The sequence below is a fragment of the Flagellimonas crocea genome (assembly GCF_033441595.1).
In the GTDB taxonomy this organism is placed as follows: domain Bacteria; phylum Bacteroidota; class Bacteroidia; order Flavobacteriales; family Flavobacteriaceae; genus Flagellimonas; species Flagellimonas crocea.
Genome location: NZ_JAUZVX010000006.1, coordinates 89568 through 116416 on the forward strand (window position 1 = coordinate 89568; position 26849 = coordinate 116416).

The window sequence follows — 26849 nt, forward strand, 5'->3', positions numbered from 1 at the left end:
CCTATGGACAAAATTTCATTACCTACTATCCAAAAAGAATTTCAGGTACGGTACGCATATCAATTGTTTTTTACCCAGCATTTATTTGGAATAAAAAACCCGATGTTCAAAAACGTTTTGGCATCCTATCGTTCCAACGAATCGATAAAATGTCTGTTCGTGGTAGATCAGGGAGTATTGGACAAGCATTTGGACCTAAAGGATAACATTGAAAACTATTGCACTCATCATAAAGATCAAATACAATTCACGGAACTTATTTCCGTGCCTGGCGGAGAACAGAGCAAAAAAGACCAATCCAGTGTTGAAAAATGTTTGGATGCGATAAATAGGAATGCCATTTGTCGGCATTCTTTTGTGGTCGTGATCGGCGGTGGTGCGGTCGTGGACATGGTGGGCTATTCGGCCACCATTGCCCATAGGGGAGTGAAACTTATTCGGATTCCGACCACCGTACTGGCACAAAATGATGCCGCGGTAGGGGTGAAGAACAGTGTCAATGCCTTTGGCAAAAAGAATTTCTTGGGTACATTTTCTATTCCGTATGCCATAATCAACGACTTGGAATTTTTGCAAACATTGGAACAGCGGGATTGGGTAGCCGGAATTGCGGAAGCGATCAAAGTGGCCCTGCTCAAGGATATTGCTTTTTTTGAATATATAGAGTCCAATGCCGAAGCTTTATCTGACAGAAAAATGGAGCCTATGGCCTATTTGATTCACCGTTGTGCAGAACTGCACATGGAACACATAGCCACTGGAGGCGATCCTTTTGAAAATGGTTCGTCCAGGCCCTTGGACTTTGGTCACTGGTCGGCGCACAAGTTGGAGTATATGACCGAATATGCCTTGCGACATGGAGAGGCCGTCGCCATAGGGATGGCCATAGATTTGGTCTACGCCAAATTGATGGGAATTTTGGAAGTGGATTTGAATAGAATCCTGTCCGTCATCAAAAAAGTGGGTTTCAGCTTGGAAGTTCCCGTACAAGGCCCTGCCGAAATCCAAGAACTTTTGACCGGAATAGAAGAATTTCGTGAGCATTTGGGAGGTCAGCTTACCATTACCCTGATATCAGAAATAGGAAAACAAAAGGATGTCCACACGATCGATTATGAATTAATGGAAAAAGCTATACGTAGCTTTATTCCTGAACATCAGAATTCCCTATGAGAATTCTGGATACATATGATCTTACCTACTGCACCAACATTCATGCAGGTGGGGACTGGGAAGAAACCTTCGCCAGCTTGAAGCAGCACCTACCGGAAATCAAACAATCCGTTTCCCCGGACCAGAAGTTCGGAGTAGGGCTTCGGCTAGGCAATACGGCCAGTTTGGAACTGGACAACGGTCAGCTCCAAGATTTTAAAAAATGGCTGGATGAAAATGATTTTTACGTGTTCACCATGAACGGATTTCCCTATGGGAATTTTCATGGGGAGCCGGTCAAGGATCAGGTCCATGTTCCGGATTGGACGACCACCGATAGACTGAATTATACCCTAAGGTTGTTCGAACAATTGCACTTTTTGGCACCCGAAGGACAGGAATGTGGGATTTCAACATCCCCGGTTTCCTATAAACACTGGTTTAACAACCAAACGGAGAAAGAAAGGGCTTTTGCCCTAGGTGCAAAAAATATGGTGGCGGTCGCAAAAACACTCCACGATATTGAAAAGACATCCGGACGATACATGCATTTGGATGTGGAACCCGAACCGGACGGTTTTCTTGAGAATACCCAAGAAGTATTGGATTTTTTCAATGATTATCTAATTCCCGAGGCCATTAAAGTTTTTAAGGAATTCAAATACAGTGATGCCCAAGCAGAGGAAATACTGAAAAGATATATCACCATATGTTATGATGTGTGTCATTTTGCACTGGCATACGAGGAACCCGGGTCAACATTTGAAAGCTTAAAGGGAGCAGGTATAAAAATCGGGAAGATCCAAGTGAGCGCCGCATTGAAGATTGTCCACCAGGCCGATAAAGAAAATCAGCTTTGGGAAACCTTGGCCCAATTCAACGAACCCGTGTATTTGCATCAAGTCACAGAAAAGGTAAACGGAAAAGTCAGGACCTACAATGATCTGCCCGTGGTTTTGGAAAAAAGACCTTCTTTCCAAGAATTGAGAGCACATTTTCATGTTCCCATATTTTTGGAAGATTATGGACTGTTGCAATCTACACAAGACCAAATTATTAAGGTGTTGCAGTATTTGAAAACGAATTCCGTCAGCAGCCATATAGAAGTGGAAACCTATACTTGGGATGTTCTGCCCGAACCGTTAAAGATTCCTATCACCGAATCCATATCCAGGGAATTGGCTTGGATGAAAACCAAATTGCAATGAAAAAGACCGTAGTGATAAATATTGTGGGGCTCACCCAACAGTTGATCGGCGAACACACCCCATTTATACGATCGTTTCAGGAAAAAGGAAAAGCTAGTGTGATAAAACCGGTGTTGCCCGCAGTGACCTGTTCTGCCCAAAGCACCTATCTTACAGGTAAATGGCCCACATCGCACGGAATCGTTGGCAACGGTTGGTTTTTTAAAGAGGAATTGGAAGTGAAGTTCTGGAGACAAGGGAATCCCTTGGTCCAGTCCAACAAAATTTGGGACGAACTCAAAACTTTGGATCCAGGGTTTACTTGCGCCAATATGTTCTGGTGGTACAATATGTATAGTGGCGTGGATTTTAGTGCCACACCACGCCCCAATTACTTGGCCGATGGCCGAAAGATTCCAGACATCTATACCTATCCGGCATCATTACGGGATAAATTACAGGAGATATTGGGAACATTCCCGTTGTTCAAATTTTGGGGGCCAAAGACTTCCATAGCATCAAGTAGATGGATTGCCGATGCGACGATGGAAATGGACAAAGAGAACAATCCCACACTTACTCTGGTGTATTTGCCCCATTTGGACTATAACACTCAACGTCATGGATTGAATTTCGATATACTTCAGAAGGATTTAAGGGAGATTGACGCCGTAGTCCAAGATTTGGTGGAATATTATGAAAAACAATCGGCCCATATCGTCCTGTTGTCCGAATATGGTATCACCAATGTGTCCAATCCTGTTCACATCAACAGGTACCTGAGAAAAGAGGGATACTTGGGCATCAGAGTGGAAAGGGGGCTTGAACTTCTGGATGCCGGTGCAAGCGATGTTTTTGCGGTGGCCGACCATCAAATTGCCCATGTGTACGCAAAGGAATCGGTTGATTTGGATAAGTTGTATGCCTATTTAAAAACAATTCCGGGGGTGGAAAAAGTAATCACCAAAAAAGAACGGGAAGCCTATCATTTGGAGCACGATCGTGCAGGGGATTTTATACTTGTGGCGGACAAGGACAGTTGGTTCACCTATTATTTTTGGGAGGATGATGCCGTTGCCCCGGATTATGCGCGAATGGTGGATATCCATAAAAAACCGGGTTATGACCCCGTGGAAATGTTTACCGACCCAGCGGACAAACTTGTGGTGCCCAAAGTAATGTGGAAGCTTTTGAAAAAGAAGTTGGGCTTTAGGACCGTGATGGATGTAATTCCTTTGAAGGCAGAATTGGTGAAGGGCTCGCACGGAAGAATTCCCGAAGAAAAAGAAGATTGGCCCATTCTTATTACGAACAAAGCCGACGGCCTTGATAGCCCCGAGTTGCTGTCAACAGAAGTTTACGGAGTATTAAAACATCATGTAATCGAATAGGTATGGAACTATTTTTTAAAATTTTCGCCACTGTTTTTACAGTTTTGTTTGGCTATGCCATGGTGGTACAGTTCAATGACCCCGATGCACTTAACTGGATCTTGATCTATCTACTGGCAGCGGTGGCCTCTGTCCTTTTTTTGTTCAAAAAATTGAAGTATATCATTTACTTCTTGTTGATGGTCTTCTTTTTAGCACTGTTCGTTTTATATTGGCCGGAAACCTATGAAGGCGTGCAATTGGACCACGGTATGAAAACCGTCAATATTGAGGAGGGTAGGGAGTCCTTGGGCTCTTTGATTGCCGCCTTGGTGATGATGGTCTATGGTTTACGAACACGTTATGTGTCCAAATCAAAAGTCTAGGTCAAATTCTTTGCGCAGCAGGTCCAAATTTGGATTTTTCTCCCGGAGTTTCTCATATTTCTCCTCTGGGGTAAACGCAAATTTTTTGGCAACCTCTTCATTTACGGTAATGTGGAGAGAAATGGAATAGTTGTTCAGTTTTTGCTTAAGGTAATCCAGCATCAAACTTTGTTCCCGTTCAATTTCCTTTTTCATGGTACCGTTGGGAAGCTCTATCCAAATGGTATTCTCATTTTTTAATTTCGGAATATCGGTTTGGAGATTACTCGCCAATATTTTTTTTCCTTCTTTTTCCAGTTGATGCACAAAGTCGTCCCAATGCTGTTGCATTTCCTGTTCTTCAAAAGAATCTTTGGGCAGGTCTTCTTCGGCAATATGGGGCGACCGGGTGTTCTCGTGCGCCTTTTTTACCTTAATACTCGATAAGGAGAGTCCTGACACCCGCTTTGCGGGTTTATTTATTTCGATTTTTTTGGGGCGGTATTCCTCTTTTGGCTCATTGACCAATTCCTTTTCCATCATTTCCTTTGGAGCGGCTGCTTTTGTCTCCTCCTTAGGTTCGGGTTGCTTTAGAGCCTCTTGATTTACAGGAGTCGGGACATTATGCTCTCCGTTTTGTTTGGGAGGTGCGCCATTTTTCTTAATGGTTCTTGCAGTGAAAAAGGATGCTGGAATTATGTAACTAGCGTTTTTTTTTTCTCCATCAAAAGTGATGGAGGCCAGTTTCATGAGCGTAAGCTCGACCAGCAGTCGCTGGTTTTTGCTGGTCTTGTACTGTAGATCACAAGTATTGGCCAGCTCCAGTGCCTTCAAAAGAAATTCTTTCGATGCTTTTTTTGCCTGATCTTGATATTGTTGCTTTACATCTTCACCAACTTCGAGAAGTGTCAAGGTTTCCGGGTGTTGGCAAACCATCAGATCCCTAAAATGGGAAGCAATACCCGTAATAAAATGATGACCATCAAAACCTAGGGCCAAGGTATTGTTGAAAAGTACCAATAGCTCTGGAATATTGTTGTCCAGAATCAAATCTGTCGCCGAGAAATATATGTCGTAATCAAGAACGTTGAGGTTTTCCGTTACGGCCTTTCTTGTCAATTCTTTGCCCGAGAAACTCACTACACGGTCAAAAATGGACAAGGCATCCCTCATGGCACCGTCCGCTTTTTGTGCAATGATATGCAGGGCGCTTTCTTCTGCTTCTATACCTTGTTGCTCGGCTATGTACTTTAAATATTCCGAGGCATCCTTCACGGTAATTCGTTTAAAATCAAATATTTGACAACGTGATAGGATGGTTGGGATTATTTTGTGCTTTTCCGTGGTGGCCAAAATGAATATGGCGTGTTTTGGAGGTTCTTCCAGCGTCTTCAAAAATGCATTGAAGGCCGATTGCGATAACATATGGACCTCATCAATGATGTAAACCTTGTACTTCCCTGTTTGGGGAGGAATACGTACTTGGTCTATTAAGCTTCGAATATCGTCCACCGAGTTATTGGATGCGGCATCGAGCTCAAAAATATTGAAGGCAAAATCCTCATCTTCCCTTTCGGTACCATCTTGATTGATTTTTTTGGCCAAAATACGCGCACAAGTGGTTTTGCCCACACCTCTAGGACCACAGAACAATAGTGCTTGTGCCAAATGATTGTTTTCGATGGCATTTAGCAAGGTATTGGTAATAGAGGACTGTCCCACGACATCCTTGAACGTCTGGGGCCTATACTTTCTTGCCGATACTATAAAAGGTTCCAATACTGAGAAAATAGAATTACTACAAATATAAAAATAGGTTTGTGTAAAGTTGCTCAATAGGGAAGAGTTCCCCCGTTTTTTATTAACAATTGGATTACCTTTGCGCACAGCAGGCCACCTTATCGCTGCAAGCATGGGCAACCGTGCTTGAAGAGGAAAGTCCGGACACCAAAGTGCGGCATAGCGGGTAACGCCCGTCCGCCGTGAGGCGAGGACCAGTGCAACAGAAAGCAAGTACAGTTCGGCTGTAGTGAAATCAGGTAAACTCTACGCGGTGAAACGTCATGTAAACCAACGTCCCGGTTACCGGGAGAGGGCTGCACGCCCCAGTTGGAGGGTAGGCGGTTCGAACCAATGGGCAACCATTGGTCTAGATAAATGATAAGGACTCCCGAAACTATTTCGTGGATGTACAGAATCCGGCTTATGGCCTGCTTTTATTCTATTTCAAAAAAACTGAAAACACTACCGCCATATTTTCTTTGTTCCGAAAAATGGGGGTGGACGGAGAGGTCTGTCTGGTCGGAATGTTCAATGATCAAAACACCATCTTCCAATAAGATCTCTTTCTCAAAAACCAGATTGGCTATGTTCAAAAACTGTTCGGTGCTTAAATCGTAGGGCGGGTCGGCGAAAATAAGGTCGAACTTTTCAGGGATTCCCTGCAAGAACTTGAAGACATCGGATTTAATTGTTTGGATTGAAAAATCCAGTTCTCGTGCTGTTTTGGAGATATATCGAACGCACCCTTGAAAACCATCTACCGCCGTTATTTTTTCCGTTCCCCGGGAAGCGAACTCATAACTGATATTTCCTGTTCCCGAGAATAAATCGAGAACTTTGAGCTCGTCAAAATGGAACCTGTTGTTCAAAATATTGAACAGGGCTTCTTTCGCCATATCGGTAGTGGGCCGTACGGGCAGTTTTTTAGGGGCAATCAATCTTCTGCCTTTATATTTTCCTGAGATAATCCGCATTTAAAGAGCGCTTAGAATAGAAAAGTCGATGCTTTCATTTTCCAATTGTTCCAAAGGAAAGGAAGGATTGCTGGGCACAAAGACCGCAACATTTTTAATATACTTGTAACAAAGTTCGTAAATGGCGTCACCTTCTTCGATGGTCCCAAAAAGCCTAAGCTGAATTTTTTCCACATCCATTTGCAACTGCTCCAAACTGAACAATAGGTAGTATAGAAAATCCTCTTTGTTCTTATATTCGAACTGGTTGTAGAAGAGCAATTTTTTATCAGATATGACCATCATCTCCATTTCCCTCTCGGAGACTTGAATGTAGCAGACGGGGTCTATGGTGGTCCTGTTTTGCTTTAAAAGTGTGTTGATGAGCACGGTGCCGCTATGTTTGAACTCAAACTCACCAAAAAGTTCAAAGATGTAGTTGTTTACATTCGTGTAGGGAACGTAAACGTTGATTATGTCCTGATTTGGGATCTCATCGTGTGCAATAAGATCATTGGGCATGATCTTGGCATTGAATTTCAAATAGTTCGGCAACTCTTCTTCATTGAAAAGAGGTTTGGGTACCAATCCGAACATATTGTTTTTGTGGATAACGAGCACTTCTGAAAAGTTTCTTCCAACGTCTCCCTCTTTGTTGAGTTTTTCCTTGAGCTCTTTGAGCATGAGGTAGGGGGTGAGCTGCGATTTGAAATTTACTTTTTCAAACGCAAGAATCTTATGTGTAATGGTGTCCAATACACAAAAAGAAAGTCCATTCAAGCCAGCTTGAATGGACAGTTTTCTATTATTGCTATTTGAATCTTGCTGTTCTATAGCTAATTCCTTTTTTTCCTATCATATTTAGGCGGCCAGTTACCGTTTGTACTTACATCGGTAAGGGAACCAACCTTAATTTCTGTACCGTTGACCTCTTCCACACTTTGATAGGAGTTTTCTTTCTCTACCAAATCTTCAGGCTGGTCATAAAGCACAACATTTTTCTTCACTTTGGCCTCAAAAACGGGAGCCTTGTATCCACTTTTGTCGATAATATCCGCCTTCATTTCAAATTTCTCATCATTTTGGGCGAAAGGAACGTTCATCATTGTTTTGTAACGGTCGTCGGCGCCAAAAAGAGAGTCTTTGACCTTAACTGTTCCCAAAGTATCCACGATTACGGTATCTTGTTGCATTTCAATCTGATATACTTTGTCGTATCTCATGAAAGAAGAGTCACGCTGTGTGGTGATGGTGTAATTGCCGGTGTCGATAAATTTTATCAAGCTTTCAAAATTCCCTGCATACTTTCCATTTACGGTTTTGTAAGCTTCTTGGGAATCCCGGATGTCTTTTAAGTTGTTGATAACTGCCGTAAATCTTTCGTTTCTTACTTTATTGAATTTGATAGGGGCATTGATGGAATCATAAATTTTATACCCTAAGAAAATACTCAATAGTCCGAATAAAATTATAAGGACCGGCTTTACTTTTTGAGGTAAAAATCTATCGATCACGAAAACAAGCCCTACGGTCACAAGGCATATTAATACAACAATAAGAATTAAGTTTAACATATCTGATACTGTCTTTCAAAAGTTAATTTAGTGGTTACTGACAAATCTACAATATTTTTTTTATTGGAAAACTTTTTGCTTTAAAAAAGACCGCTATATTTAGCGCTCATGAAGGATTTTGACGCAACTGGATTTTTAAAGATTTTAAACGAAAAATTCCCCCACGTACCTACCGAAAAACAAGGCTTGGCACTTAAAATGCTGGCTAACTTTATCTTAGAGGGAAGAAAGGATGATGTGTTCCTTTTAAAAGGGTTTGCCGGAACGGGAAAAACCACTTTGGTGGCGACTCTGGTAAGCAGCCTTTGGAAAGTTAAAATGAGCGCCGTTTTAATGGCACCCACCGGTAGGGCAGCCAAAGTAATGTCCGTTTATTCCGGCAACAAGGCCTTCACCATTCACAAAAAAATCTATTTCCCAAAAAAACAGAGCGGGGGAGGGATTCAATTTGTACTGGCCCCGAACAAGCATCGGAACACTGTATTTATTGTGGATGAAGCCTCCATGATTCCCGATACGCCGGCCGATTCCAAACTTTTTGAGAATGGTTCCTTATTGGACGACCTTATGTTATATGTGCATTCGGGGCACAACTGTAAGCTGATATTGATAGGGGATACCGCCCAGTTGCCTCCCGTGAAATTGGAGTTGAGCCCGGCCTTGGATGAAAAACGGTTGTCCTTAAACTATGATAAGGAAGTGGAGTGTTTGGAGCTGGATGAAGTGATGCGTCAATCGGACGGGTCCGGCATACTCCATAACGCAACCAATCTCCGGGAGCAGTTGCAATCGGAATATTTTGAAGATTTTAAATTTGAACTGGGCCATTATAAGGATATCGTCCGTTTGATCGATGGAACGGAAATCCAAGAGGCCATTGATTCTTCATACAGTCAAAATGGAAAAGAGGATACGGCCATAATCGTACGTTCGAACAAAAGAGCCAACCTGTACAACCAAAATATTAGGGAGCGTATCCTATTTTTGGACAACGAGATTTCTGTTGGGGATTTTATGATGGTCGTAAAGAACAACTACTTCTGGCTAAAGCCGAATTCCGAAGCCGGATTTATTGCCAATGGTGACATTATAGAGGTTTTGGAACTTTTTGCCATCAAAGAACTCTATGGATTCAAGTTTGCCGAAGTGAAGGTGAAAATGGTGGACTACCCGAATCAAAAGCCATTTGAGACCGTTCTTCTGTTGGATACCATTGCGGCGGAGACGCCATCCTTGTCCTATGAGGATGGCAACAAGCTATATCAAGAGGTAATGAAGGATTATGCCCACGAAAAATCCAAGTACAAAAAGTTTTTGGGCGTAAAGAACAACAGGTTCTTTAATGCACTACAGGTCAAATTTTCCTACGCCATTACCTGCCACAAATCCCAAGGAGGCCAATGGGACACGGTTTTTGTGGAGCAGCCCTACCTGCCCAATGGGGTGGACAAGGATTATCTAAGATGGCTGTATACCGCTGTGACAAGGGCGCAACGTCAACTCTTCCTTATAGGTTTCAAGGATGATTTTTTTCTTGAGTAGGAATACCCTATTTTAGACATCGACATGAATATTGAACCAGATACCATAATAAGTTTGTTCCTCGGGATCGGGTTGGCTGCTTCCGTTGGTTTTCGTGTTTTCTTGCCCCTTTTTGCTCTTAGTTTTGCGGCATACATGGGAGTTTGGGACCTCAATGAAAACTGGGAATGGATCGGTAGTCTAACCGCGCTGATCACTCTGGGCGTGGCCACAATGGTGGAGATTTTCGCCTATTTTATCCCTTGGGTGGACAATGTGCTCGACAGTATCGCCATTCCACTTGCTGGGATTGCGGGTACTGCAGTTGTAGTTTCTACCGCTGCAGATTTGGATCCAGTGGTTACTTTGTCCTTGGCCATAATTGCAGGAGGGGGCACGGCAACGATGATCAAAGGGGCGAACGCTGCGGGAAGGTTGGCTTCCACGGGCACCACCGGAGGATTGGCCAATCCTTTGGTTTCCACTCTGGAGACTGGGACTGCAGTGGCCGTCAGTACGGCATCCATTATTGTACCGCCCATTGCCGCGATTCTGGTCATTATTATACTGTTGATAATTTTCAGGATATACAGAAAGATAAGACCAAAAAGGAGATAACGCTTATATAACAATTCAATTTAAAGTGAATATAATTTCCATGATTCCCGCCCGCTATCAAGCCTCACGGTTTCCCGCTAAACTGATGCAGGACCTTGGCGGAAAACCCGTGATTGTCCGAACATATGAGGCGGCTGTGAACACCGCACTTTTTAATGAAGTTTATGTGGTGACGGATAGTGAGGTGATTTCCGATGTGATCACGCAGGCCGGGGGCAAGGTGATCATGAGCAAAAAAACACATGAAAGCGGCAGTGATAGAATCGCAGAGGCCGTTGAGGACATGGATGTGGATATTGTGATCAATGTTCAGGGAGATGAGCCATTTATCGATACCGAAAGCTTGGCAAAGATCATCAAGGTGTTCAAAAACGATACTGCAAAGGAAATCGATTTGGCATCATTGATGACCCCGATTACGGATTGGGAAGAAATATCCAACCCCAATACCGTAAAGGTCATTGTGGACAATCAGGATTTTGCCCTGTATTTTTCCAGGTCACCGATACCATATCCAAGAGATAAGGAAGTTGAGGCAACATATTATAAGCACAAAGGAGTGTACGCTTTTCGAAAACGCGCACTGATGGACTTCCAGCAATTGCCCATGCTACCTTTGGAAGCAAAAGAGAAGATAGAGGCCATACGATTTTTGGAATATTGCAAAAAAATAAAGATGGTGGAAACCCACGTTACCGGCATCGAAATTGACACCCCGGAAGATTTGGAACGAGCAAGAAAGGTATGGAAGTAGATTTTTCCCATATTAAGGTAATCGGTTTTGACGCGGATGATACCCTTTGGGTAAACGAGACCTATTTCCGTGACACGGAAGAAAAGTTTGCGGAGCTGCTGGAGAAGTATGAGACCAAAAACAAGATAGACCAGGAGCTTTTTAAAATGGAAATGGCGAACTTGGATACTTATGGATACGGTATCAAGGGATTTATGCTGTCCATGATCGAATCCGCCCTGGACCTTTCGAACAATCAAGTTTCGCAGGACACCATTGGAAAGATTTTAGATCTTGGAAAAAAAATGATATCGCATCCTGTAGAGCTTCTTGACGGCGTGGAAGAAGTACTATCCACATTGATGGGGAAATATAGGCTGATAGTCCTGACAAAAGGCGACCTATTGGACCAAGAAAGAAAATTGGAGCGATCTGGGCTTTCCAAATATTTTCATCATGTAGAAGTATTGAGCGATAAAAAAGAAAACAATTACAGTAATTTGTTGGAACATTTGAATATAGATGTCAACGAATTTTTAATGATCGGCAATTCCCTTAAGTCGGATGTATTGCCTATATTGAATATTGGGGCCAAGGCGGTACATGTTCCATTCCATACCACTTGGGCCCATGAATTGGTATCCGAGGATGAAATGGTGAACGACCATCTAAAATTGAATAGCCTCAAGGATATTTTGAAGTATTTGGAAACTGATGAAGACAGAAAATAATTTGAAAAAAGAAGAAGCACCCTCAACCCATAAAACAATGTACAAGAACTTTCCCATGGTGCCCAGGGTTATATTTGGGTCGGGATGTTTTTCGCAATTGGGCGATATTTTGTTGCCACAGCGTAAAAGCTCGGAAGCTCCATTTATTTTTTTGGTGGATGATTTTTTTGAGAGTAAAGAGTTCTTGTCAAAAATCCCCGTCATTTTCAATGACGAAGTAATCTTTATTTCGGCGGACGAGGAACCGAAAACGGCCCAAGTGGATGCACTTGTGGCCCAGATTCGTGAAAAGTACAGTGAACTGCCTTCCGGAATTATCGGAATCGGCGGTGGGACCCTTTTGGATTTGGCCAAGGCAGTCTCCATTTTGTTGAGTAACAAAGGATTGGCAAAGGATTACCAAGGTTGGGATTTGGTAAACAAACCTGCCTTGTATCATGTTGGGATTCCTACCATTAGCGGAACAGGGGCCGAAGTATCTCGAACAACGGTACTTCTGGGTCCAGAAAAAAAATTGGGCATCAATTCGGACTTCACCCCATTTGATCAGGTGCTGTTAGACCCCGATTTTAGCAAAACAGTGCCAAAAGAACAATGGTTCTACACGGGAATGGACTGTTTTATACATTGTGTAGAGTCGTTGACAGGTACTTATTTGAATGCCTTTAGCCAAAGTTATGGTGAGACGGCCATGGAACTTTGTAAAGAAGTTTTTCTGGGAGATATTCCGGCAGAGGAATCAAGGGACAAGCTCATGATGGCCTCTTGGCATGGCGGAATGAGCATAGCATATTCCCAAGTAGGAGTGGCGCACGCCATGAGCTATGGTCTATCTTACCTTTTAGGGGTAAAGCACGGCATCGGGAACTGTTTGGTTTTTCAACATTTAGAGGAGTTTTATCCGGAAGGCGTTGCCCTGTTCAATAAAATGTTGGATAAGCATAAAATTAGCTTGCCGAAAGGGATATGTGCAGACCTTACACAGAACGATTTTGATGTCATGGTCAATATTTCCATGGGCTTGGAACCACTTTGGGAAAATGCCTTGGGAAATGATTGGAAGACCGTTATGACACCAGAACGTCTTCAATCCCTATACGAAAAAATATAACAATCGGACTCGATAAATCGGGTTGAAAAGAATGCAGTCGCTCGCAAAATTTGTGTATTTCAGACTATTGGGATGGAAACTCAACGGTAATTTCCCCGATTTGGATAAGTGCGTAGTTATCGTAGTGCCACACACCCATTGGATAGACTTCTTTTTGGGACTTTTGATTCGTAAAGTCATCAATAAAGAAATCAACTACATCGGGAAAAAGAGCCTATTTAAACCACCTTTTGGATGGTTTTTCAGGTGGACGGGAGGTGCGCCGGTTGATCGGTCCAAAAGCTCCAATACGGTGGACAACATTGTCCGGATTTTCGATAGTAGAAAAATTTTTCGGTTGGCCTTGGCTCCCGAGGGTACCCGGAAAAAGGTCACAGAGCTTAGATCGGGGTTCTACCATATTGCCAAAAAAGCCAACGTCCCCATTGTTATGGTAGCTTTTGATTTTGGAAAAAAGGAGATTAAAATAGGACCCACTTTCTTTCCTTCGGACAATCAGACCAAAGATTTTCAGGTAATCCGTGACTTCTATACCGGTGTTCTTGGAAAAGTCCCCGAATATAGTTTTTAGCCACGGCTTCGTACTTCTTTAAAAGGCTAGCTTCAAATATCACAAAATAGCTCCTTTTTATGGGCATCTTCACCGAATTGTATTCCATCTTAAGGTATTCTTTTTGATTAAAATACTAACTTGAAAGCCTTATTAACTAACAAACTATTTATGAGATTTTCAACCTTACAATTTAACGGAAAAGCAGCACTCGGGTGCTTGCTGTTTTTTTTCTTTGTTTCATCCTCAAGTGCCCAGGATTCAAAAAAAAGATTGCCCATTATTGATGTGCATGTGCATGCTATGGGCGGCAACCCCAATGCCTCTCCTTTATGCCCTTGGTTTTTAAAGGATATGCCTGGAAGCGGTCCAAACCAAGAACCGCCCTCTTTTATGAACAGCGGTTGTATTTCGCCCTTGCAGCCGGCCAAGACAGATGCCGAAATGGATGCTGCCATACTCAGGGCAAATAAAGAATTGAACATTACCATGGTGGTCAGTGGGGATGCTAAAACAATCCACAGATGGCATAAAGCGGCCCCGGATCATATCATTCCATCATTGGGAATCAGCAATGCGAACCAGATGACGGTCGAAGCTTTCAGGGATTCACTGTCCACCGGATTTTATAAGGTCATGGGTGAAGTAGCCCCGCAATATCAAGGAATGTCTCCCAGCGATATGTCGTTGGACGAATACTTTGGCGTTGCCGAAGAATTGGGAATCCCTGTAGGAATACATATGGGAACTGGCGGCAATGGTATGGCCAACCTTAGCCGCCCTCAGTACAGAGCCTCATTGGGACAGCCATTTTTGTTGGAAGATATGTTGGCAAGGCATCCAAAATTAAAAATTTGGGTAATGCATGCGGGTTACCCCATGGTCGACCAAATGATTGCGCTTATGGGTGCGAATGCTTATGTATATGTGGATTTAGCAGGGTTTATTTGGTCATATCCGCTGGAAGAAATCCATGCTTACCTCAAACGATTGGTACAGGCAGGTTTTGCCAAAAGAATTATGTACGGAACAGATTTAATGATCTGGCCAGAGCTTTTGGAAACCTCAATCCAGGTAATTGAAAGTGCCAACTATCTTTCTGAAGAACAAAAACGCGATATCTTTTTCAACAATGCGGTACGGTTCTTTAATTTGGATGCCTCCAAGTTTGAATAATATGGTGATTGCCTAAATAAAAAAGAGGTGTCTAAAAAGTAATACGATGTCATATTGAGCTTGTCGAAATATTTTCAACTTACTGATAATCAATGTCGGTTTCGACAGGCTCAACCTGACAAATCAAGTTATGAACACTTTTTAGACACCTCTTTTTTATATTCTTAGGAAAGCATTATTCTTTCATGCTGTGGAAAACGTTCTGTACATCGTCGTCTTCCTCTATTTTTTCTAGCAGTTTTTCAACATCTGCCGCCTCTTCTTCATTCAGTTCTTTGGTCACTTGGGGAATTCTATCAAAGCCAGATGAAATAATTTCAATTTCCCTTGATTCCAATTCTTTTTGAATGGCGCCGAAATTCTCAAAAGGGGCATAAATGTGGATACCATCTTCATCCACAAAGACCTCTTCGGCACCAAAATCGATAAGTTCAAGCTCCAATTCCTCGGAATCTAGCCCTTCGCCATTAATCGTGAAACTGCAGGTATGGTCGAACATGAATTCCACAGAACCCGAAGTACCCAAACTACCGTTACATTTATTAAAATAACTGCGGATATTGGCCACCGTTCTGGTATTGTTGTCCGTAGCGGTCTCTATCAAAATGGCGATTCCGTGGGGTGCATAACCTTCAAAAAGCACTTCTTTGTAATCCCCTTGGTTTTTGTCCGATGCCCTTTTTATGGCTCGTTCAATGTTGTCCTTGGGCATATTCACCGCCTTCGCATTCTGAATCACGGCGCGCAGTTTTGCATTGGCATCAGGGTCAGGTCCACCTTCCTTGACCGCCATTACAATATCTTTTCCAATTCTGGTGAAGGCTTTGGACATAGCTGCCCAACGCTTCATTTTCCGTGCTTTTCTAAATTCGAACGCTCTTCCCATAAATTCTTAAATTCTGGATGGAGGCAAATTTAGTAAAAAATGAACCTTTGTCAAGATGTATATTTTCAATGTTGACCTACAATTTTTTCAATGGATTTGGCAAGGTCGATGTCCTTTTGTGTTACGCCGTTTGCATCGTGCGTGCTCAATTTAACCGTAAGATTGTTGTATACATTTTCCCAGTTGGGATGGTGTTGTTGGTTTTCACATTCAAATGCGATGTGCGTCATCATGGAGAAGGCCTCTTTAAAATCTTTAAAGGTGAAGGACTTCTCGATTATTTCATCTTTTAGTTCCCAGCCTGTTAGGTTTTTGAGGGCTGCTTCTATTTCATTGGTGTTCATCTTCTTCATGTTTCTATGTTTTCCTAGAAGATAAGCAATTAAATAGGGAAAAGAAAACTATACGGGGAGATGATGGTCGATAATTTCTTGGCAACTGATCCGCAAGTTTTTGGGTAGAAGGTTGTCTTTGGGTAAAGCCGCTAAGTAGCGATCCTCGTTGGTGGTGTAGACCCGCTTGTACACGGGATGGTAATTTCCCAAGTGTTCTATTACCTCTTTGATGAATTCCTCATGCTGGATAAGGTCACTGCTTCCCAAATGGTAAATACCCGTTTTGTTCCTGTTGATGAGGTAGTGTATTTGTTGGGTCAGCCGATCATCATTGGTTACGTTAATGATCAAATTAGGAAAAACTTCAATAGGTTCGTTGTTCGCTATATTTTCCTTGATTTCCTTGATTCTCGGAGACGAGTTGCCAAATACCATAGGTACCCTCAAAATGGCCGTCTTCTCCTTGGGCAAACGCATCATCATGTTCTCGATCTTGATTTTTAACCTTCCATAGACACTTAACGACAAGGTTTTGTCATGTTCATAGGATGGAAACTTGCTGTAGGCATCAAAAACATTGGCGGAGGAGATAAAATATAATTTGGCCTTGGATTTTATCAAATACTCCATCAAGTGCTGATGAGCCTGTATCTGTGCTGGAAAATTTCCGCGGAGCGATGAAATAATCACATCGGGTTTTACTTGATTGAGCACTTGGAAAATATCATCCTCCTCCAAATCGTACCGAATAAATTGTTTGTTCGTTGCAAAGGAACGGTTGGAGAAGTAGGTGCCGTAGGTATCAAAATAGGAGCAGAGTTCTTTGTATATGGCATTGCCCACAAATCCACTCGCTCCCAATATCAATATCTTTTTTTTATCCAAAGGCTAACTAGGTATTTTTATAAAATGGCAGTTTTACGACCGTTGCAGGAACTTTGTTGATTCTTATTTGAATGAAAATAGGTGTGTCCAACTTAGAGTGTTCCGTGGTCACATAGCCCAAACCAATCCCCTTGGAAAGGGATGGTGACATGGTGCCCGATGTTACCTTTCCGATTACGTTGCCATCGGCATCCAAAATAGGGTATCCCGCTCTTGGAATGCCGCGCTCCTCCATTTGGAAAGCAACCAGCTTTCGTTTAGAACCAGCTTCTTTTTCTTTTGCAAAATTGGGACTGTTGACGAAATCTTTGGTAAACTTTGTAATCCAACCAAGACCCGCCTCCAAAGGAGAGGTGGTGTCATCAATATCGTTGCCATAAAGGCAATACCCCATTTCCAAACGTAAAGTGTCGCGAGCGGCCAAACCAATGGGCTTTATGCCAAACTCTGCACCAGCTTCCAATACTTTATCCCACACTTGTTGTACTTCTGAATTCTTGCAGTAGATTTCGAAACCACCTGAGCCTGTATATCCCGTTGCCGAAATGATGACATGATCAATGCCAGCAAAATCGCCAACGACAAAGTTGTAGAACTTGATGGAGGACAAATCCACGGAAGTCAAAGATTGCATCGCTTCGACCGCTTTTGGTCCTTGGATCGCCAACAGCGAATAGTCATCGGATAAGTTGCGCATGTCCGCGCCAATACTTTTATTGTATTTGGAGATGTGCTCCCAGTCCTTGTCAATGTTGGATGCATTCACCACCAAAAGATAGGTTTCGTCTTTGATTCTATAAATAATAAGGTCGTCCACAATGCCCCCCGTTTCGTTGGGCATACAACTATACTGCGCCTTACCAACGGTCAATTTGGAAGCATCGTTGGTGCTCACTTTTTGTATAAGCTCCAAAGCGCTTGGCCCTTCGATCAAAAACTCCCCCATATGGGAAACGTCGAACACTCCGACAGCCTTTCGGACAGTTTCGTGCTCAATATTAACGCCTTCATAAGAAACGGGCATCCTGTAACCTGCAAACGGTACCATTTTGGCCCCCAAAGCTTCATGTGTTTTTGTAAGTGCAGTATTTTTCATCCACTTTATTTTTAAGATGGGCAAATTTATAGAATTAATTAAGGATACCCTCACTTTAGGGTATTATGATTTTGCTAAAACTGAATCATTTCAGTCGTTGCAGTACGTTCGAAATTCGTATTTTGACAAAAAATTTGAAGCATGTTAAAATTGACCGCAAGCCTTTTATCGGCTTTGTTTTTTGCCACCATGGCAATTTCACAGGATTTGCCGACCGACTATTTACCTGCCGATTTCCATAAAGATAGAAGGGAGGCTGTTCGGGAGAAGTTGCCCCCCAATACCGCAGTGGTTCTTTTTGCCAACGCAGAGCGTAATCGCGCCAATGATGTCGATTACGTATATCATCAAGATCCCAATTTTTACTATTTAACGGGGTACAAGGAACCAAATGCCGTATTGATTATTTTTTCCGAAGAGCAGACCGATGCCTCAGGAAATACCTTTGATGAGATTTTTTATGTACAGGAAAGGGATGCAAGAGCCGAGCAATGGACAGGAAAACGCTTGGGCGTAGAAGGAGTGAAGGAACAATTGGGATTCAATATGGTATACAATGGAAGCGAATTTGAAAATTTCCCCTTGGATTTTACCTCCTTTGACAATGTTTCATTTGTTGATTTCCAGAATGATTACCGTGATAAATCTGGAAAAGCAGATTTATTTGATCTCATCAAAACCTTTAAAATAAAGGCGAATTATCCATCGGATTATAATCCCACACGAAACAGTCTATATAAAACAATAGCCACCGCCAATCCCGAAAACAACAACGATGTGGCCGAAACTATTGAACGCTACATGGAGCGTTACCCGGAATTGCAAGAGGATGATATCTTAAACGATTTTCTAGAGGCCAATAATGATGAGATCCGTGATGAAATCAAGAACAAAGTGCTGGTGATTCAACGTTCCACTAATTTGGATTCCAGTATTTTACCAAAGGTAATGGCAGAATTACGCCAAGATAAGACCCCAGAGGAAATGAAGCTGTTGAAAAAGGCCATTGAAATTTCTGCGGTTGGCCAGATTGAGGTGATGAAGGCCATGCACCCCAATATGTCAGAAACCGAGATACAAGGAGTGCACGAATACGTGTATAAAAGATATGGTGCCGAATACGAAGGCTACCCATCCATTGTAGGTGGCGGACATAATGGCTGTATTCTCCACTATATTGAAAACAACAAGACCAAGGTCGGCGATGATTTGGTGCTGATGGATTTGGGGGCGGAATATCATGGCTATACCGCCGATGTAACCCGAACCATACCTGCCAACGGGAAATTTTCACCAGAGCAAAAAGCCATTTACGATATTGTGTACAACGCCCAAGAAGCAGGGATTGCCGCAAGTGTGGTCGGCGCTTCCTTTCGTGAGCCGCACAATGCTGCCTTGGAAGTAGTGACCAAGGGATTGATGGATTTGGGCATTATCAAGGACGCCAAAGAGGCCAGGACCTATTTTCCGCACGGTACATCCCATTATTTGGGATTGGATGTTCACGATGCAGGAACCTATCAAGCGTTTAAACCCAATCAAGTGATTACCGTGGAACCAGGAATTTATATCCCAGAAAACAGTGATTGCGATGAAAAATGGTGGGGCATTGCCGTTAGGATCGAAGATGATATCCTGATTACCGAGAATGGACCCGTAAATCTTTCTGGGATGGCACCACGAAAGGCTGAGGAAATCGAAAAAATAATGAAACAACCCAGTCCCTTGGACAGTTTTAAACTGCCCAAGTTGGATTAATCATCAAGAAGAAATTGTTTTAACTCTTCGTAAGATGATATTTTATAGGATTTTTTTTCTTTGTCCATCACTTTCATGATCTGGGGAGGAATCTTTGGGCTGATTTCCAAGGTGTCCTCCACAACATCCAAAAATTTGACAGGATGGGCGGTTTCCAAGAAAATACCAAAGGTATTCGGGTCGGATTTCTGATATTCCTTTAGTCCAAGATAACCGACGGCACCATGGGGATCCATCACATAGCCAGTTTTGGAATACACCTCTTTCATGATTGCTTTGGTGTTTTCATCGGTAAAGGAGTGGGAGGAAAGACTTTTTTTCAGCGTTTCCAAATCATCTTGATACAAATGCCTGATGCGGACGAAATTACTGGGGTCTCCCACGTCCATGGCATTGGAAATGGTTGCCACGGACGGCATGGGTTCGTAGACCCCACTTTCCATAAACTTTGGTACCACATCGTTCACATTGGTGGAGGCCACGAAGTGTTTGACGGGCATCCCTAATTTTTGGGCTACCATCCCCGCACAAATGTTTCCAAAATTTCCCGATGGTACGGAAAAGACAATTTCCCTTCCTTTTGATTTCGCTTGTTTGTAAGCGAATAAAAAGTAGAACAACTGTGGCAACCACCTGGCCACATTGATGCTGTTGGCCGAGGTCAGTTTTTTGTGGTCGGTAATTTCGGTGTCCAGAAAAGCTGTCTTCACCATGCGTTGGCAATCATCAAAAACGCCATCAACTTCCATGGCTTCAATATTTTGTCCAAGCGTGGTCAACTGTTTTTCTTGGATCTCGCTTACCTTTCCGCTAGGGTAGAGAATGACCACTTTTACGCCATCAACCCCTAAAAAGCCATTGGCAACGGCACCACCAGTATCCCCAGATGTGGCAACAAGTACGGTAACATCCTGTTTTTCTCCTTGTGAAAAGTAGCCCAGACAGTTTGCCATAAATCGTGCACCAACATCTTTAAAAGCCATCGTAGGGCCATGGAAAAGTTCCAATGTTCCCACATTTTCTTCAATATCGACCACGGGAAAATCAAAATCCAGAGTGTTGGCGATGATTTCTTTCAAAGCTTCATCTGGAATGTCCTCGCTCACAAATTGATGAATGGCCTGGAAAGCGATTTCGTGATCGGACAGCTGTTCGATCTGTTCAAAAAAATCAACAGATAGCGGAGTGATGCGCTCTGGAAAATAGAGTCCCTTGTCGGGAGCGATTCCTGCTATCACGGCATCTTTGAACGAAACTTTTATGTTTTGGTTGTTTAGACTGTAGAATTTCATGGATTCAAGCAATTTTCTTTACGCCTTGGCTATTTACTTTTGAAATATGGATATCGAAATCCACTCCAATATTTTGATAGGTATTTTTCATGGATTCGGCCACCTGTTTAGCGATTTCCTCGCCCTTGCTCAAAGCAAAAATAGAGGGGCCCGAGCCAGAAATTCCACTTCCCAGAGCCCCTGCTTCCAGTGCATTCGCCTTAATATCATCAAAAGCGGGAATCAAAATGGAACGGATGGGCTCTACGATATGGTCGTGCAGTGAGCGTCCGATAAGATCATAATCATTTTGGAAAAGCCCTGCAATCAACCCTCCCAAATTGCCCCATTGCTGGATGCCCTGTTGCATGGAAATAGTGGTCTTCAATATTTTTCGGGAGTCCGATGTCTTGATCTCGATTTGTGGATGGATCACCGTCGCAAACAATTCTGGAGGCGTAGGTATGGGAACGATGTCGAGCGGTTCGTAACTGCGAACCAAAGTGAAGCCTCCATAAATGGCTGGCGCCACATTATCGGCATGGGCCACATCACTGGCCAATTTTTCCCCTTGCATGGCAAATTGTACCAGTTCCAGTTTGGAAAACGGTCTGCCCAACAATTCGTTCATCGCCCAAACAGCGCCCGTGGAACTTGCGGCACTGCTGCCAATTCCACTTCCTGGTTTGATGCGTTTATCGATTTCGATTTCAAAACCACCATCATAATCGCTTTTTGCCAATAGGGCCAGACCAGCTACTCCTGCCACGTTTTTCTCGGCTTCCAAAGGAAGGTCTTGCCCCAATATTTTTGTAATGTGGATGCCTTTTTTAGCAATTTTTCGAACCGTCATTTCGTCGCCCACGGAGTCGAGTGCCAAACCGAGCACGTCAAATCCGCAAGAGACATTGGCTATGGTTGCCGGGCAAAATACCTTAATTTCTTCCATCCCTTAAAAATTTCCGATTCGAACTATATCCGCAAAGATACCCGATGCGGTGACATCGGCGCCTGCCCCGGCACCTTTTATGATCAAGGGTTGCTTTACATAGCGGTCGGTGAAGAACAGCACTATATTGTCGCTACCCTCCAAGTTGTAAAAATCGTGTCCCTTAGGTATTTGCTGTAAGCCTACCTTGGCCTTTCCATCTTCGAACTGGGCGACATATTTTAGTTTGCTATCGGCATTACTGGCCTCTTTGTACAATTTTTGAAAGTCGGTTTCATATTTCTTCAAGCTTTCAAAAAATGCTTCGTTGGATTTGGTCTCCAAGCTTTCCTTGGGCAGAAAGGATTCGTTTTCGATATCCTCTATATCCAATTGATGACCGCTCTCCCTAGCCAAAATCAGAATCTTTCGCATAACGTCCACTCCACTGAGGTCAATGGTTGGATCTGGTTCGGTGTAACCTTCCTGTTGGGCCTGTTTAACCACATCATGAAAGGTAGTGGAATCGTCGAATGTGTTGAAGACAAAATTCAAACTGCCTGATAATACTGCTTGAATCTTTCTGATTTTATCCCCGGAAGCAATTAGGTGTTTCAGAGTGTCAAGAATAGGTAGTCCCGCGCCAACGTTCGTTTCAAACAAATATGGTGCATTATATTGCTTCGCCAACTGCTTCAGTTCCTTATAATACTCGTAATTCGATGAAGATGCAATTTTATTGCAAGTAACCACGGATATACTGTTTTTGAGGTAACTAGAATAACTTTTGGAAACTTCGGCACTGGCCGTATTGTCCACAAAAATGCTATTGCGATAGTTCAACGTATTGATGCGGTCAAAAAACGCTTCCCTGTCCGCTGGTTCCCCTTGATCTAGGATGTTTTCCCATTCCTTGAGCGAAATACCGCTCTCATCAAAGGCCATTTTTCTGGAGTTGCTGATGCCGATAACACGAACATTTAGCTTTAGTTCTTCCTTTAAATATTTTTTCTGTTGACGGATCTGTTGCAGGAATTTGGAACCCACATTGCCGACGCCCATTACAAATAGGTTGAGCTGTTTGATGTTTTCCTCAAAAAAGGTTTCGTGCAGGGAATTTAGTGCTTTTTTTACATCGTCTTTTTTGATTACGGCCGAAATGTTACGCTCCGATGCTCCTTGGGCGATAGCTCTTATGTTGACATTGTTTTTGCCCAACGTACTGAACATTTTTCCGCTCAGACCTTGGTGGCTTTTCATGTTATCACCGACCAGGGCGATAATGGTCAAATCCTTTTCAACGATGACGGGTTTGATTTTTTTGGTCGAAATCTCGAATTCAAAGGTTTCGTTGACCGCTTCTGCTGCCAAATCCACATCCTCATCGGCGATGCCTACACAAATGGAGTGTTCCGAGGATGCTTGGGTAATCAGTACGATACTGATGTTTTTTACTGAAAGTGTCTCGAAAAAACGTTTGGATATGCCTGGGATTCCTATCATTCCCGGACCTTCAAGGGAAAGCAGGCTAATGTTGCCCACATGACTGATACCTCGAACCGTTTTTCCGTTTCCATTATTGTTTTTGGCAATCAATGTTCCTGGTTCTTCCGGGGCAAAGGTATTTTTAATGGCAATGGGGATGGCTTTGCCCAATACGGGCTGAATGGTGGGGGGATACAGTACTTTGGCGCCAAAATGGGAAAGTTCCATGGCTTCTTCATAACTGATATTGGCAACGCATTTGGCCTGTTTTACCAGTTTTGGGTTTGCAGTGTACATACCGCTGACATCGGTCCATATTTCCAAAATCTCCGCATCTATGGCAGCAGCGATAATGGCTGCGGTATAGTCGGAACCGCCCCTGCCCAAAGTTGTAAGGTCATCGCTTTTACTGGATGCGACGAAACCGGGCAGGATGGTTATTTGGTGATTGTTGGAAGCAAAAAACGTTTCACAATTCGCATTTGTGATCTTGAAATCAACATTGGCCTTGCCAAAATGGCTGTCGGTCTTGATAAGCTCCCTACTATCCTTAAAGGTGACGTCCAATCCTTCCGACTTCAGAAATTCGCTGATAATGAAGGATGATAGCAGTTCCCCGTAGCTTACGATTTTATCGGATAGTTTTGGGGTGAGTTCACCAATTAAGAAAGCACCTTCCAGCAGTGTCTCCAAAATATTGAGTTCACTTTTTACCTTGCTCAGGGCGGCACTTTGGGATTTTACGGGGATCAGTTTCCGAATAGCGGCAATATGTCGGTCCTCGATTTCTTTTAGACTGTTCTTGTAGTTTTCATTTTGTTCGGATGCCAAACGGGAAGCGTTGATAAGAAGGTCCGTAACGCCGCCAAATGCCGACACTACCACTGCAAGCTGGTCATTTTTCTGATTGCCTAGGATATTTTTGACCTTATTGATATTTTCTGGGCTGGCAACGGAAGTGCCCCCAAATTTTAAAACTTTCATAATGAAATGTTGTTGAAATAAAATTCTAAATAGATTAAAAAACGGACGGAATTATATATAGCAGACTTACCCCAAAGGGGTGGTGGTAGTGAAGGTGAAAATAGATGAAAAGGATTCCATCAAATTTTGGTTATTATCCGTTTGTTTTAAGTCCATTGCTCTGTAATGCGGTGATAAATGTAGTACTTTTGTGTACTTCATCAAATCATTGATGCTGTTTTTTGCGAAATCTTTATCAATAACCAATTTTTTTTGCTGAATGAAAATATTTTCTGCCGAACAAATCTACGAAGCTGATAAATCTACAATTCAAAAGGAGAACATAAAAAGCGACGAACTTATGGAACGGGCCGCGACCCAACTGTTTGAATGGATGCATTCCCGTTTGCGGGGCACCCAGGTAAATATTCAGTTGTTTTGTGGTATTGGCAACAATGGTGGAGATGGAATGGTACTGGCCAGAAAATTGCAGGAACATGGGTACTCCATTAAGGTACACGTAGTAAATTATAGCGATAAGCGCTCCGAAGATTTTTTATTGAATTTGGAACGCTTAAAGGACAGTAAGGTTTGGCCGGACTTTATCAATGAGGAAAGTGAGCTGCCAGAAATATCAAGCAACGATATTATAGTGGATGCAATTTTTGGTATAGGCCTCAACCGGGCCCCCGATGCATGGGTGGGCCGTTTGATACAGCACATCAATGCGTCCCAAGCTTTTACGCTTTCCGTGGACATACCTTCCGGATTACCGGTGGATAGAAGTCCGTGGGAGCCTTCCTATGTTGTCCGAGCCAATTATGTGCTGAGTTTTCAGGTGCCTAAATTGGTTTTCTTTTTGCCGGAAACCGGGATTTATGTCAATCAATGGGAAATTCTTGATATTGGGTTGGACCAAGAGTATATGGCCAAGACGGAAACTGATTTTGAACTTATTGGTAGGCCGGAAGTATTGCCATTGTACCGTCCCAGGCTCAAATTTACCCATAAGGGAACGTATGGCCATGCCTTGATCGTAGGCGGCAGTTATGGTAAAATAGGAGCGGTGCAATTGGCAAGCAATGCTTGTTTGACCGTTGGGAGCGGACTTGTTACGGCTTTTGTGCCCAAATGCGGATATACTTCCCTCCAAACAGCGATCCCCGAAGTTATGGTGCTTACAGGGTCACGGGAAAAGAGCATCTCCGAGATTGAAGTGCCTTTTAGGGCATCGGTCGTGGGCATTGGGATGGGGATAGGCATGGAGGATGATACGGTTGCCGCGTTCGGTTCTTTTTTGAAGAAAAGCAAATCACCCATGGTCATTGATGCGGATGGGTTAAATATTTTATCGCAAAATCCGGAAATGCTGAAGGATGTTCCCGAGCTTTCTGTGCTGACACCGCATTCGAAGGAGTTGGAGCGGTTGATCGGATATTGGGATTCTGATTTTGAAAAATTGGAAAAAGCCAAGGCTTTTGCTTCTGAACATAATGTTGTTGTGGTGATCAAAGGTGCCCACACCATTACCATATTCAACGATAAAGGCTATGTGAATACCACGGGCAATCCGGGAATGGCAACCGCTGGAAGCGGGGATGTGCTTACGGGCATGATAACCGGATTGTTGGCGCAGGGCTACGCTCCGGTGGAGGCCGCAATGTTTGGAGTGTACCTGCACGGTTTGGCAGGTGACCTCGGTGCATCTACGGGCGGTTATGAGGCTTTGAAGGCTTCGGGTATCGTGGATAATATCGGAAATGCTTATTCTGAATTATTTCGTCAACCCGAAGTGGAACAGCGGGAGAATAGCTAGGTGTTTTTTCTTCCTTTTTTGCTGCTAATTTTTTTCTTGACCCACGCCAAAGCATTATCGAACTCTATAAAAAATTCCATAGGTTTTTTATAGAACATTTTCTCAATGTTGAAATTGTGCATGTCTATTTCCTTTTTGGAAACGATGGCAAATGCCTTGAGGTTGGTCAAGCCCCGCAAATAATTATAGACGGTGGGATCTATGGCATAGGAATTCTTTCTTAGGCTGATATACCCAAAATCCCTGTCCCTAAAGTGTATTTCCGAAATACCAATGATTTGATAGGTCCTCTCCAATGTTATCGTGGCACCTTCATCAAAAGAAGCAACCATGTAGTCATCAAAAACCTGAACGGTTCCAACCTCCAGCTGATACTCGCGTACCACTACTGTCTTCTTTGTAGAAGTTATTTTCATCCCCAAGTGTAATTATAGTGTCTCAAGCATAAAATTATAGGGGAAGGCAGGTGTGGGGAAAAATAATAGATTAAACGCTAAAATATCTTATGTACGGTAATTTGCGGGCATAAATAAAGGTCTAGGGTGTCTTTGGCTGTTTTAAAATGATGCTACCGTTTCCCTGATTTTTACATTTGGACATGAT

At 43.0% G+C, this 26849-nt stretch carries 25 protein-coding genes and 1 other RNA gene; 14 read left to right on the forward strand and 12 right to left on the reverse strand.

Translation table 11 applies throughout. The features are described from left to right. The first annotated feature begins 3 nt into the window (after positions 1–3). From SD449_RS17815 to SD449_RS17830, 4 genes are read left to right on the forward strand one after another with little or no spacing between them, the layout of a single operon-like run. Positions 4–1173 (forward strand): 3-dehydroquinate synthase, encoded by a 1170-nt coding sequence (locus SD449_RS17815; RefSeq protein ID WP_318312518.1) that lies wholly within the window; start codon positions 4–6, stop codon positions 1171–1173. Beyond that, the gene (eboE, locus tag SD449_RS17820) at positions 1170–2360 is read left to right on the forward strand and encodes a metabolite traffic protein EboE (protein WP_318312520.1); all 1191 of its coding nucleotides are present in this window, start codon (positions 1170–1172) and stop codon (positions 2358–2360) included. Before SD449_RS17815 ends, eboE begins: the two co-directional genes overlap by 4 nt. Further along, positions 2357–3730, forward strand: a complete 1374-nt coding sequence (locus SD449_RS17825; RefSeq protein ID WP_318312521.1) for an alkaline phosphatase family protein — start codon at positions 2357–2359, stop codon at positions 3728–3730. Before eboE ends, SD449_RS17825 begins: the two co-directional genes overlap by 4 nt. A 2-nt stretch (positions 3731–3732) precedes the next feature. Next, entirely contained in the window at positions 3733–4095 is a 363-nt protein-coding gene (locus SD449_RS17830) for a transmembrane 220 family protein (protein ID WP_318312522.1), read from the forward strand. On the opposite strand, the gene SD449_RS17835 is transcribed toward SD449_RS17830, so the two are convergent. Continuing rightward, on the reverse strand, positions 4084–5853 hold the full coding sequence (locus SD449_RS17835; protein WP_318312523.1) for a DNA polymerase III subunit gamma/tau: 1770 nt from the start codon (positions 5851–5853) through the stop codon (positions 4084–4086). The genes SD449_RS17830 and SD449_RS17835 overlap by 12 nt on opposite strands. A gap of 106 nt (positions 5854–5959) precedes the next feature. Here SD449_RS17835 and rnpB point away from each other — a divergent pair. Then, positions 5960–6295: RNase P RNA component class A (gene rnpB, locus SD449_RS17840), an RNA gene on the forward strand. Here the strand turns inward: rnpB and SD449_RS17845 are convergent. The 3 genes from SD449_RS17845 to SD449_RS17855 are packed head-to-tail and all read right to left on the reverse strand — an operon-like array spanning position 6291 to position 8383. After that, complete coding sequence (locus SD449_RS17845; RefSeq protein ID WP_318312525.1) at positions 6291–6830, reverse strand: RsmD family RNA methyltransferase; 540 nt, start codon at positions 6828–6830, stop codon at positions 6291–6293. The two genes, rnpB and SD449_RS17845, sit on opposite strands and share 5 nt — an antisense overlap. Next, on the reverse strand, positions 6831–7643 hold the full coding sequence (locus SD449_RS17850) for a DUF3822 family protein (protein ID WP_318312677.1): 813 nt from the start codon (positions 7641–7643) through the stop codon (positions 6831–6833). 2 nt (positions 7644–7645) lie between these two features. Further along, the gene (locus SD449_RS17855; RefSeq protein WP_318312527.1) at positions 7646–8383 is read right to left on the reverse strand and encodes a hypothetical protein; all 738 of its coding nucleotides are present in this window, start codon (positions 8381–8383) and stop codon (positions 7646–7648) included. Between the two features lie 108 nt (positions 8384–8491). Here SD449_RS17855 and SD449_RS17860 point away from each other — a divergent pair, with 108 nt between their 5' ends. From SD449_RS17860 to SD449_RS17890, 7 genes are all read left to right on the forward strand, one after another. Then, positions 8492–9925, forward strand: a complete 1434-nt coding sequence (locus SD449_RS17860; RefSeq protein ID WP_318312528.1) for an ATP-dependent DNA helicase — start codon at positions 8492–8494, stop codon at positions 9923–9925. Between the two features lie 24 nt (positions 9926–9949). Beyond that, a complete protein-coding gene (locus SD449_RS17865) occupies positions 9950–10522 on the forward strand; it encodes a DUF4126 domain-containing protein (protein ID WP_404828078.1) in 573 nt (190 codons plus the stop codon). 40 nt (positions 10523–10562) lie between these two features. Continuing rightward, the gene (gene kdsB / locus SD449_RS17870) at positions 10563–11276 is read left to right on the forward strand and encodes a 3-deoxy-manno-octulosonate cytidylyltransferase (RefSeq protein ID WP_318312681.1); all 714 of its coding nucleotides are present in this window, start codon (positions 10563–10565) and stop codon (positions 11274–11276) included. Then, a complete protein-coding gene (locus tag SD449_RS17875) occupies positions 11267–11986 on the forward strand; it encodes an HAD family hydrolase (protein ID WP_318312529.1) in 720 nt (239 codons plus the stop codon). Before kdsB ends, SD449_RS17875 begins: the two co-directional genes overlap by 10 nt. Beyond that, a complete protein-coding gene (locus SD449_RS17880; RefSeq protein WP_318312530.1) occupies positions 11970–13097 on the forward strand; it encodes an iron-containing alcohol dehydrogenase family protein in 1128 nt (375 codons plus the stop codon). The genes SD449_RS17875 and SD449_RS17880 overlap by 17 nt, the downstream gene beginning before the upstream one ends. Before the next feature lie 31 nt (positions 13098–13128). Beyond that, on the forward strand, positions 13129–13668 hold the full coding sequence (locus tag SD449_RS17885) for a 1-acyl-sn-glycerol-3-phosphate acyltransferase (protein WP_318312532.1): 540 nt from the start codon (positions 13129–13131) through the stop codon (positions 13666–13668). Between the two features lie 150 nt (positions 13669–13818). After that, a complete protein-coding gene (locus tag SD449_RS17890; protein WP_318312534.1) occupies positions 13819–14823 on the forward strand; it encodes an amidohydrolase family protein in 1005 nt (334 codons plus the stop codon). A gap of 175 nt (positions 14824–14998) precedes the next feature. Here the strand turns inward: SD449_RS17890 and SD449_RS17895 are convergent, their stop codons facing one another. The 4 genes from SD449_RS17895 to gcvT all read right to left on the reverse strand — a co-directional run bounded on the left by SD449_RS17895 (position 14999) and on the right by gcvT (position 18025). After that, on the reverse strand, positions 14999–15709 hold the full coding sequence (locus SD449_RS17895; RefSeq protein WP_318312535.1) for a YebC/PmpR family DNA-binding transcriptional regulator: 711 nt from the start codon (positions 15707–15709) through the stop codon (positions 14999–15001). Between the two features lie 65 nt (positions 15710–15774). Beyond that, positions 15775–16062 (reverse strand): 4a-hydroxytetrahydrobiopterin dehydratase, encoded by a 288-nt coding sequence (locus SD449_RS17900; RefSeq protein ID WP_318312537.1) that lies wholly within the window; start codon positions 16060–16062, stop codon positions 15775–15777. 48 nt (positions 16063–16110) lie between these two features. Next, on the reverse strand, positions 16111–16929 hold the full coding sequence (locus tag SD449_RS17905; RefSeq protein ID WP_318312538.1) for a sugar nucleotide-binding protein: 819 nt from the start codon (positions 16927–16929) through the stop codon (positions 16111–16113). A gap of 7 nt (positions 16930–16936) precedes the next feature. Then, positions 16937–18025, reverse strand: coding sequence for a glycine cleavage system aminomethyltransferase GcvT (gene gcvT, locus SD449_RS17910; RefSeq protein ID WP_318312540.1), 1089 nt, complete (start codon positions 18023–18025; stop codon positions 16937–16939). 141 nt (positions 18026–18166) lie between these two features. Here gcvT and SD449_RS17915 point away from each other — a divergent pair, with 141 nt between their 5' ends. Beyond that, the gene (locus SD449_RS17915) at positions 18167–19783 is read left to right on the forward strand and encodes an aminopeptidase P family protein (RefSeq protein ID WP_318312541.1); all 1617 of its coding nucleotides are present in this window, start codon (positions 18167–18169) and stop codon (positions 19781–19783) included. Here SD449_RS17915 and thrC read toward each other — a convergent pair. The 3 genes from thrC to thrA are packed head-to-tail and all read right to left on the reverse strand — an operon-like array spanning position 19780 to position 24451. After that, positions 19780–21075, reverse strand: a complete 1296-nt coding sequence (gene thrC / locus SD449_RS17920) for a threonine synthase (RefSeq protein WP_318312543.1) — start codon at positions 21073–21075, stop codon at positions 19780–19782. The two genes, SD449_RS17915 and thrC, sit on opposite strands and share 4 nt — an antisense overlap. A 4-nt stretch (positions 21076–21079) precedes the next feature. Then, positions 21080–22003, reverse strand: coding sequence for a homoserine kinase (locus tag SD449_RS17925; RefSeq protein WP_318312545.1), 924 nt, complete (start codon positions 22001–22003; stop codon positions 21080–21082). 3 nt (positions 22004–22006) lie between these two features. Beyond that, positions 22007–24451 carry a bifunctional aspartate kinase/homoserine dehydrogenase I gene (thrA, locus tag SD449_RS17930; RefSeq protein ID WP_318312547.1) on the reverse strand — a complete coding sequence of 815 codons (2445 nt, stop codon included), beginning with the start codon at positions 24449–24451 and terminating at the stop codon, positions 22007–22009. Positions 24452–24710: 259 nt separating this feature from the next. On the opposite strand from thrA, the gene SD449_RS17935 reads away from it, so the two are divergent. Continuing rightward, positions 24711–26246: an NAD(P)H-hydrate dehydratase gene (locus SD449_RS17935; protein WP_318312548.1), complete on the forward strand. Its 1536-nt coding sequence runs from the start codon at positions 24711–24713 to the stop codon at positions 26244–26246. On the opposite strand, the gene SD449_RS17940 is transcribed toward SD449_RS17935, so the two are convergent. After that, positions 26243–26662, reverse strand: a complete 420-nt coding sequence (locus SD449_RS17940; protein WP_318312549.1) for an STAS/SEC14 domain-containing protein — start codon at positions 26660–26662, stop codon at positions 26243–26245. The genes SD449_RS17935 and SD449_RS17940 overlap by 4 nt on opposite strands. Positions 26663–26849: the final 187 nt, after the last annotated feature.

Bases quoted from the DNA above. Each gene is read 5' to 3' on its own strand.
- thrC (WP_318312543.1), bottom strand. From the start codon at position 21,075: ATGAAATTCTACAGTCTAAACAACCAAAACATAAAAGTTTCGTTCAAA.
- SD449_RS17925 (WP_318312545.1), bottom strand. From the start codon at position 22,003: ATGGAAGAAATTAAGGTATTTTGCCCGGCAACCATAGCCAATGTCTCT.
- SD449_RS17825 (WP_318312521.1), top strand. From the start codon at position 2,357: ATGAAAAAGACCGTAGTGATAAATATTGTGGGGCTCACCCAACAGTTG.
- SD449_RS17875 (WP_318312529.1), top strand. From the start codon at position 11,267: ATGGAAGTAGATTTTTCCCATATTAAGGTAATCGGTTTTGACGCGGAT.
- SD449_RS17890 (WP_318312534.1), top strand. From the start codon at position 13,819: ATGAGATTTTCAACCTTACAATTTAACGGAAAAGCAGCACTCGGGTGC.
- SD449_RS17815 (WP_318312518.1), top strand. From the start codon at position 4: ATGGACAAAATTTCATTACCTACTATCCAAAAAGAATTTCAGGTACGG.
- SD449_RS17845 (WP_318312525.1), bottom strand. From the start codon at position 6,830: ATGCGGATTATCTCAGGAAAATATAAAGGCAGAAGATTGATTGCCCCT.
- gcvT (WP_318312540.1), bottom strand. From the start codon at position 18,025: ATGAAAAATACTGCACTTACAAAAACACATGAAGCTTTGGGGGCCAAA.
- SD449_RS17895 (WP_318312535.1), bottom strand. From the start codon at position 15,709: ATGGGAAGAGCGTTCGAATTTAGAAAAGCACGGAAAATGAAGCGTTGG.
- SD449_RS17855 (WP_318312527.1), bottom strand. From the start codon at position 8,383: ATGTTAAACTTAATTCTTATTGTTGTATTAATATGCCTTGTGACCGTA.
- eboE (WP_318312520.1), top strand. From the start codon at position 1,170: ATGAGAATTCTGGATACATATGATCTTACCTACTGCACCAACATTCAT.
- kdsB (WP_318312681.1), top strand. From the start codon at position 10,563: ATGATTCCCGCCCGCTATCAAGCCTCACGGTTTCCCGCTAAACTGATG.
- SD449_RS17860 (WP_318312528.1), top strand. From the start codon at position 8,492: ATGAAGGATTTTGACGCAACTGGATTTTTAAAGATTTTAAACGAAAAA.
- SD449_RS17880 (WP_318312530.1), top strand. From the start codon at position 11,970: ATGAAGACAGAAAATAATTTGAAAAAAGAAGAAGCACCCTCAACCCAT.
- SD449_RS17940 (WP_318312549.1), bottom strand. From the start codon at position 26,662: ATGAAAATAACTTCTACAAAGAAGACAGTAGTGGTACGCGAGTATCAG.
- SD449_RS17900 (WP_318312537.1), bottom strand. From the start codon at position 16,062: ATGAAGAAGATGAACACCAATGAAATAGAAGCAGCCCTCAAAAACCTA.
- SD449_RS17830 (WP_318312522.1), top strand. From the start codon at position 3,733: ATGGAACTATTTTTTAAAATTTTCGCCACTGTTTTTACAGTTTTGTTT.
- SD449_RS17915 (WP_318312541.1), top strand. From the start codon at position 18,167: ATGTTAAAATTGACCGCAAGCCTTTTATCGGCTTTGTTTTTTGCCACC.
- SD449_RS17885 (WP_318312532.1), top strand. From the start codon at position 13,129: ATGCAGTCGCTCGCAAAATTTGTGTATTTCAGACTATTGGGATGGAAA.
- thrA (WP_318312547.1), bottom strand. From the start codon at position 24,451: ATGAAAGTTTTAAAATTTGGGGGCACTTCCGTTGCCAGCCCAGAAAAT.
- SD449_RS17865 (WP_404828078.1), top strand. From the start codon at position 9,950: ATGAATATTGAACCAGATACCATAATAAGTTTGTTCCTCGGGATCGGG.
- SD449_RS17935 (WP_318312548.1), top strand. From the start codon at position 24,711: ATGAAAATATTTTCTGCCGAACAAATCTACGAAGCTGATAAATCTACA.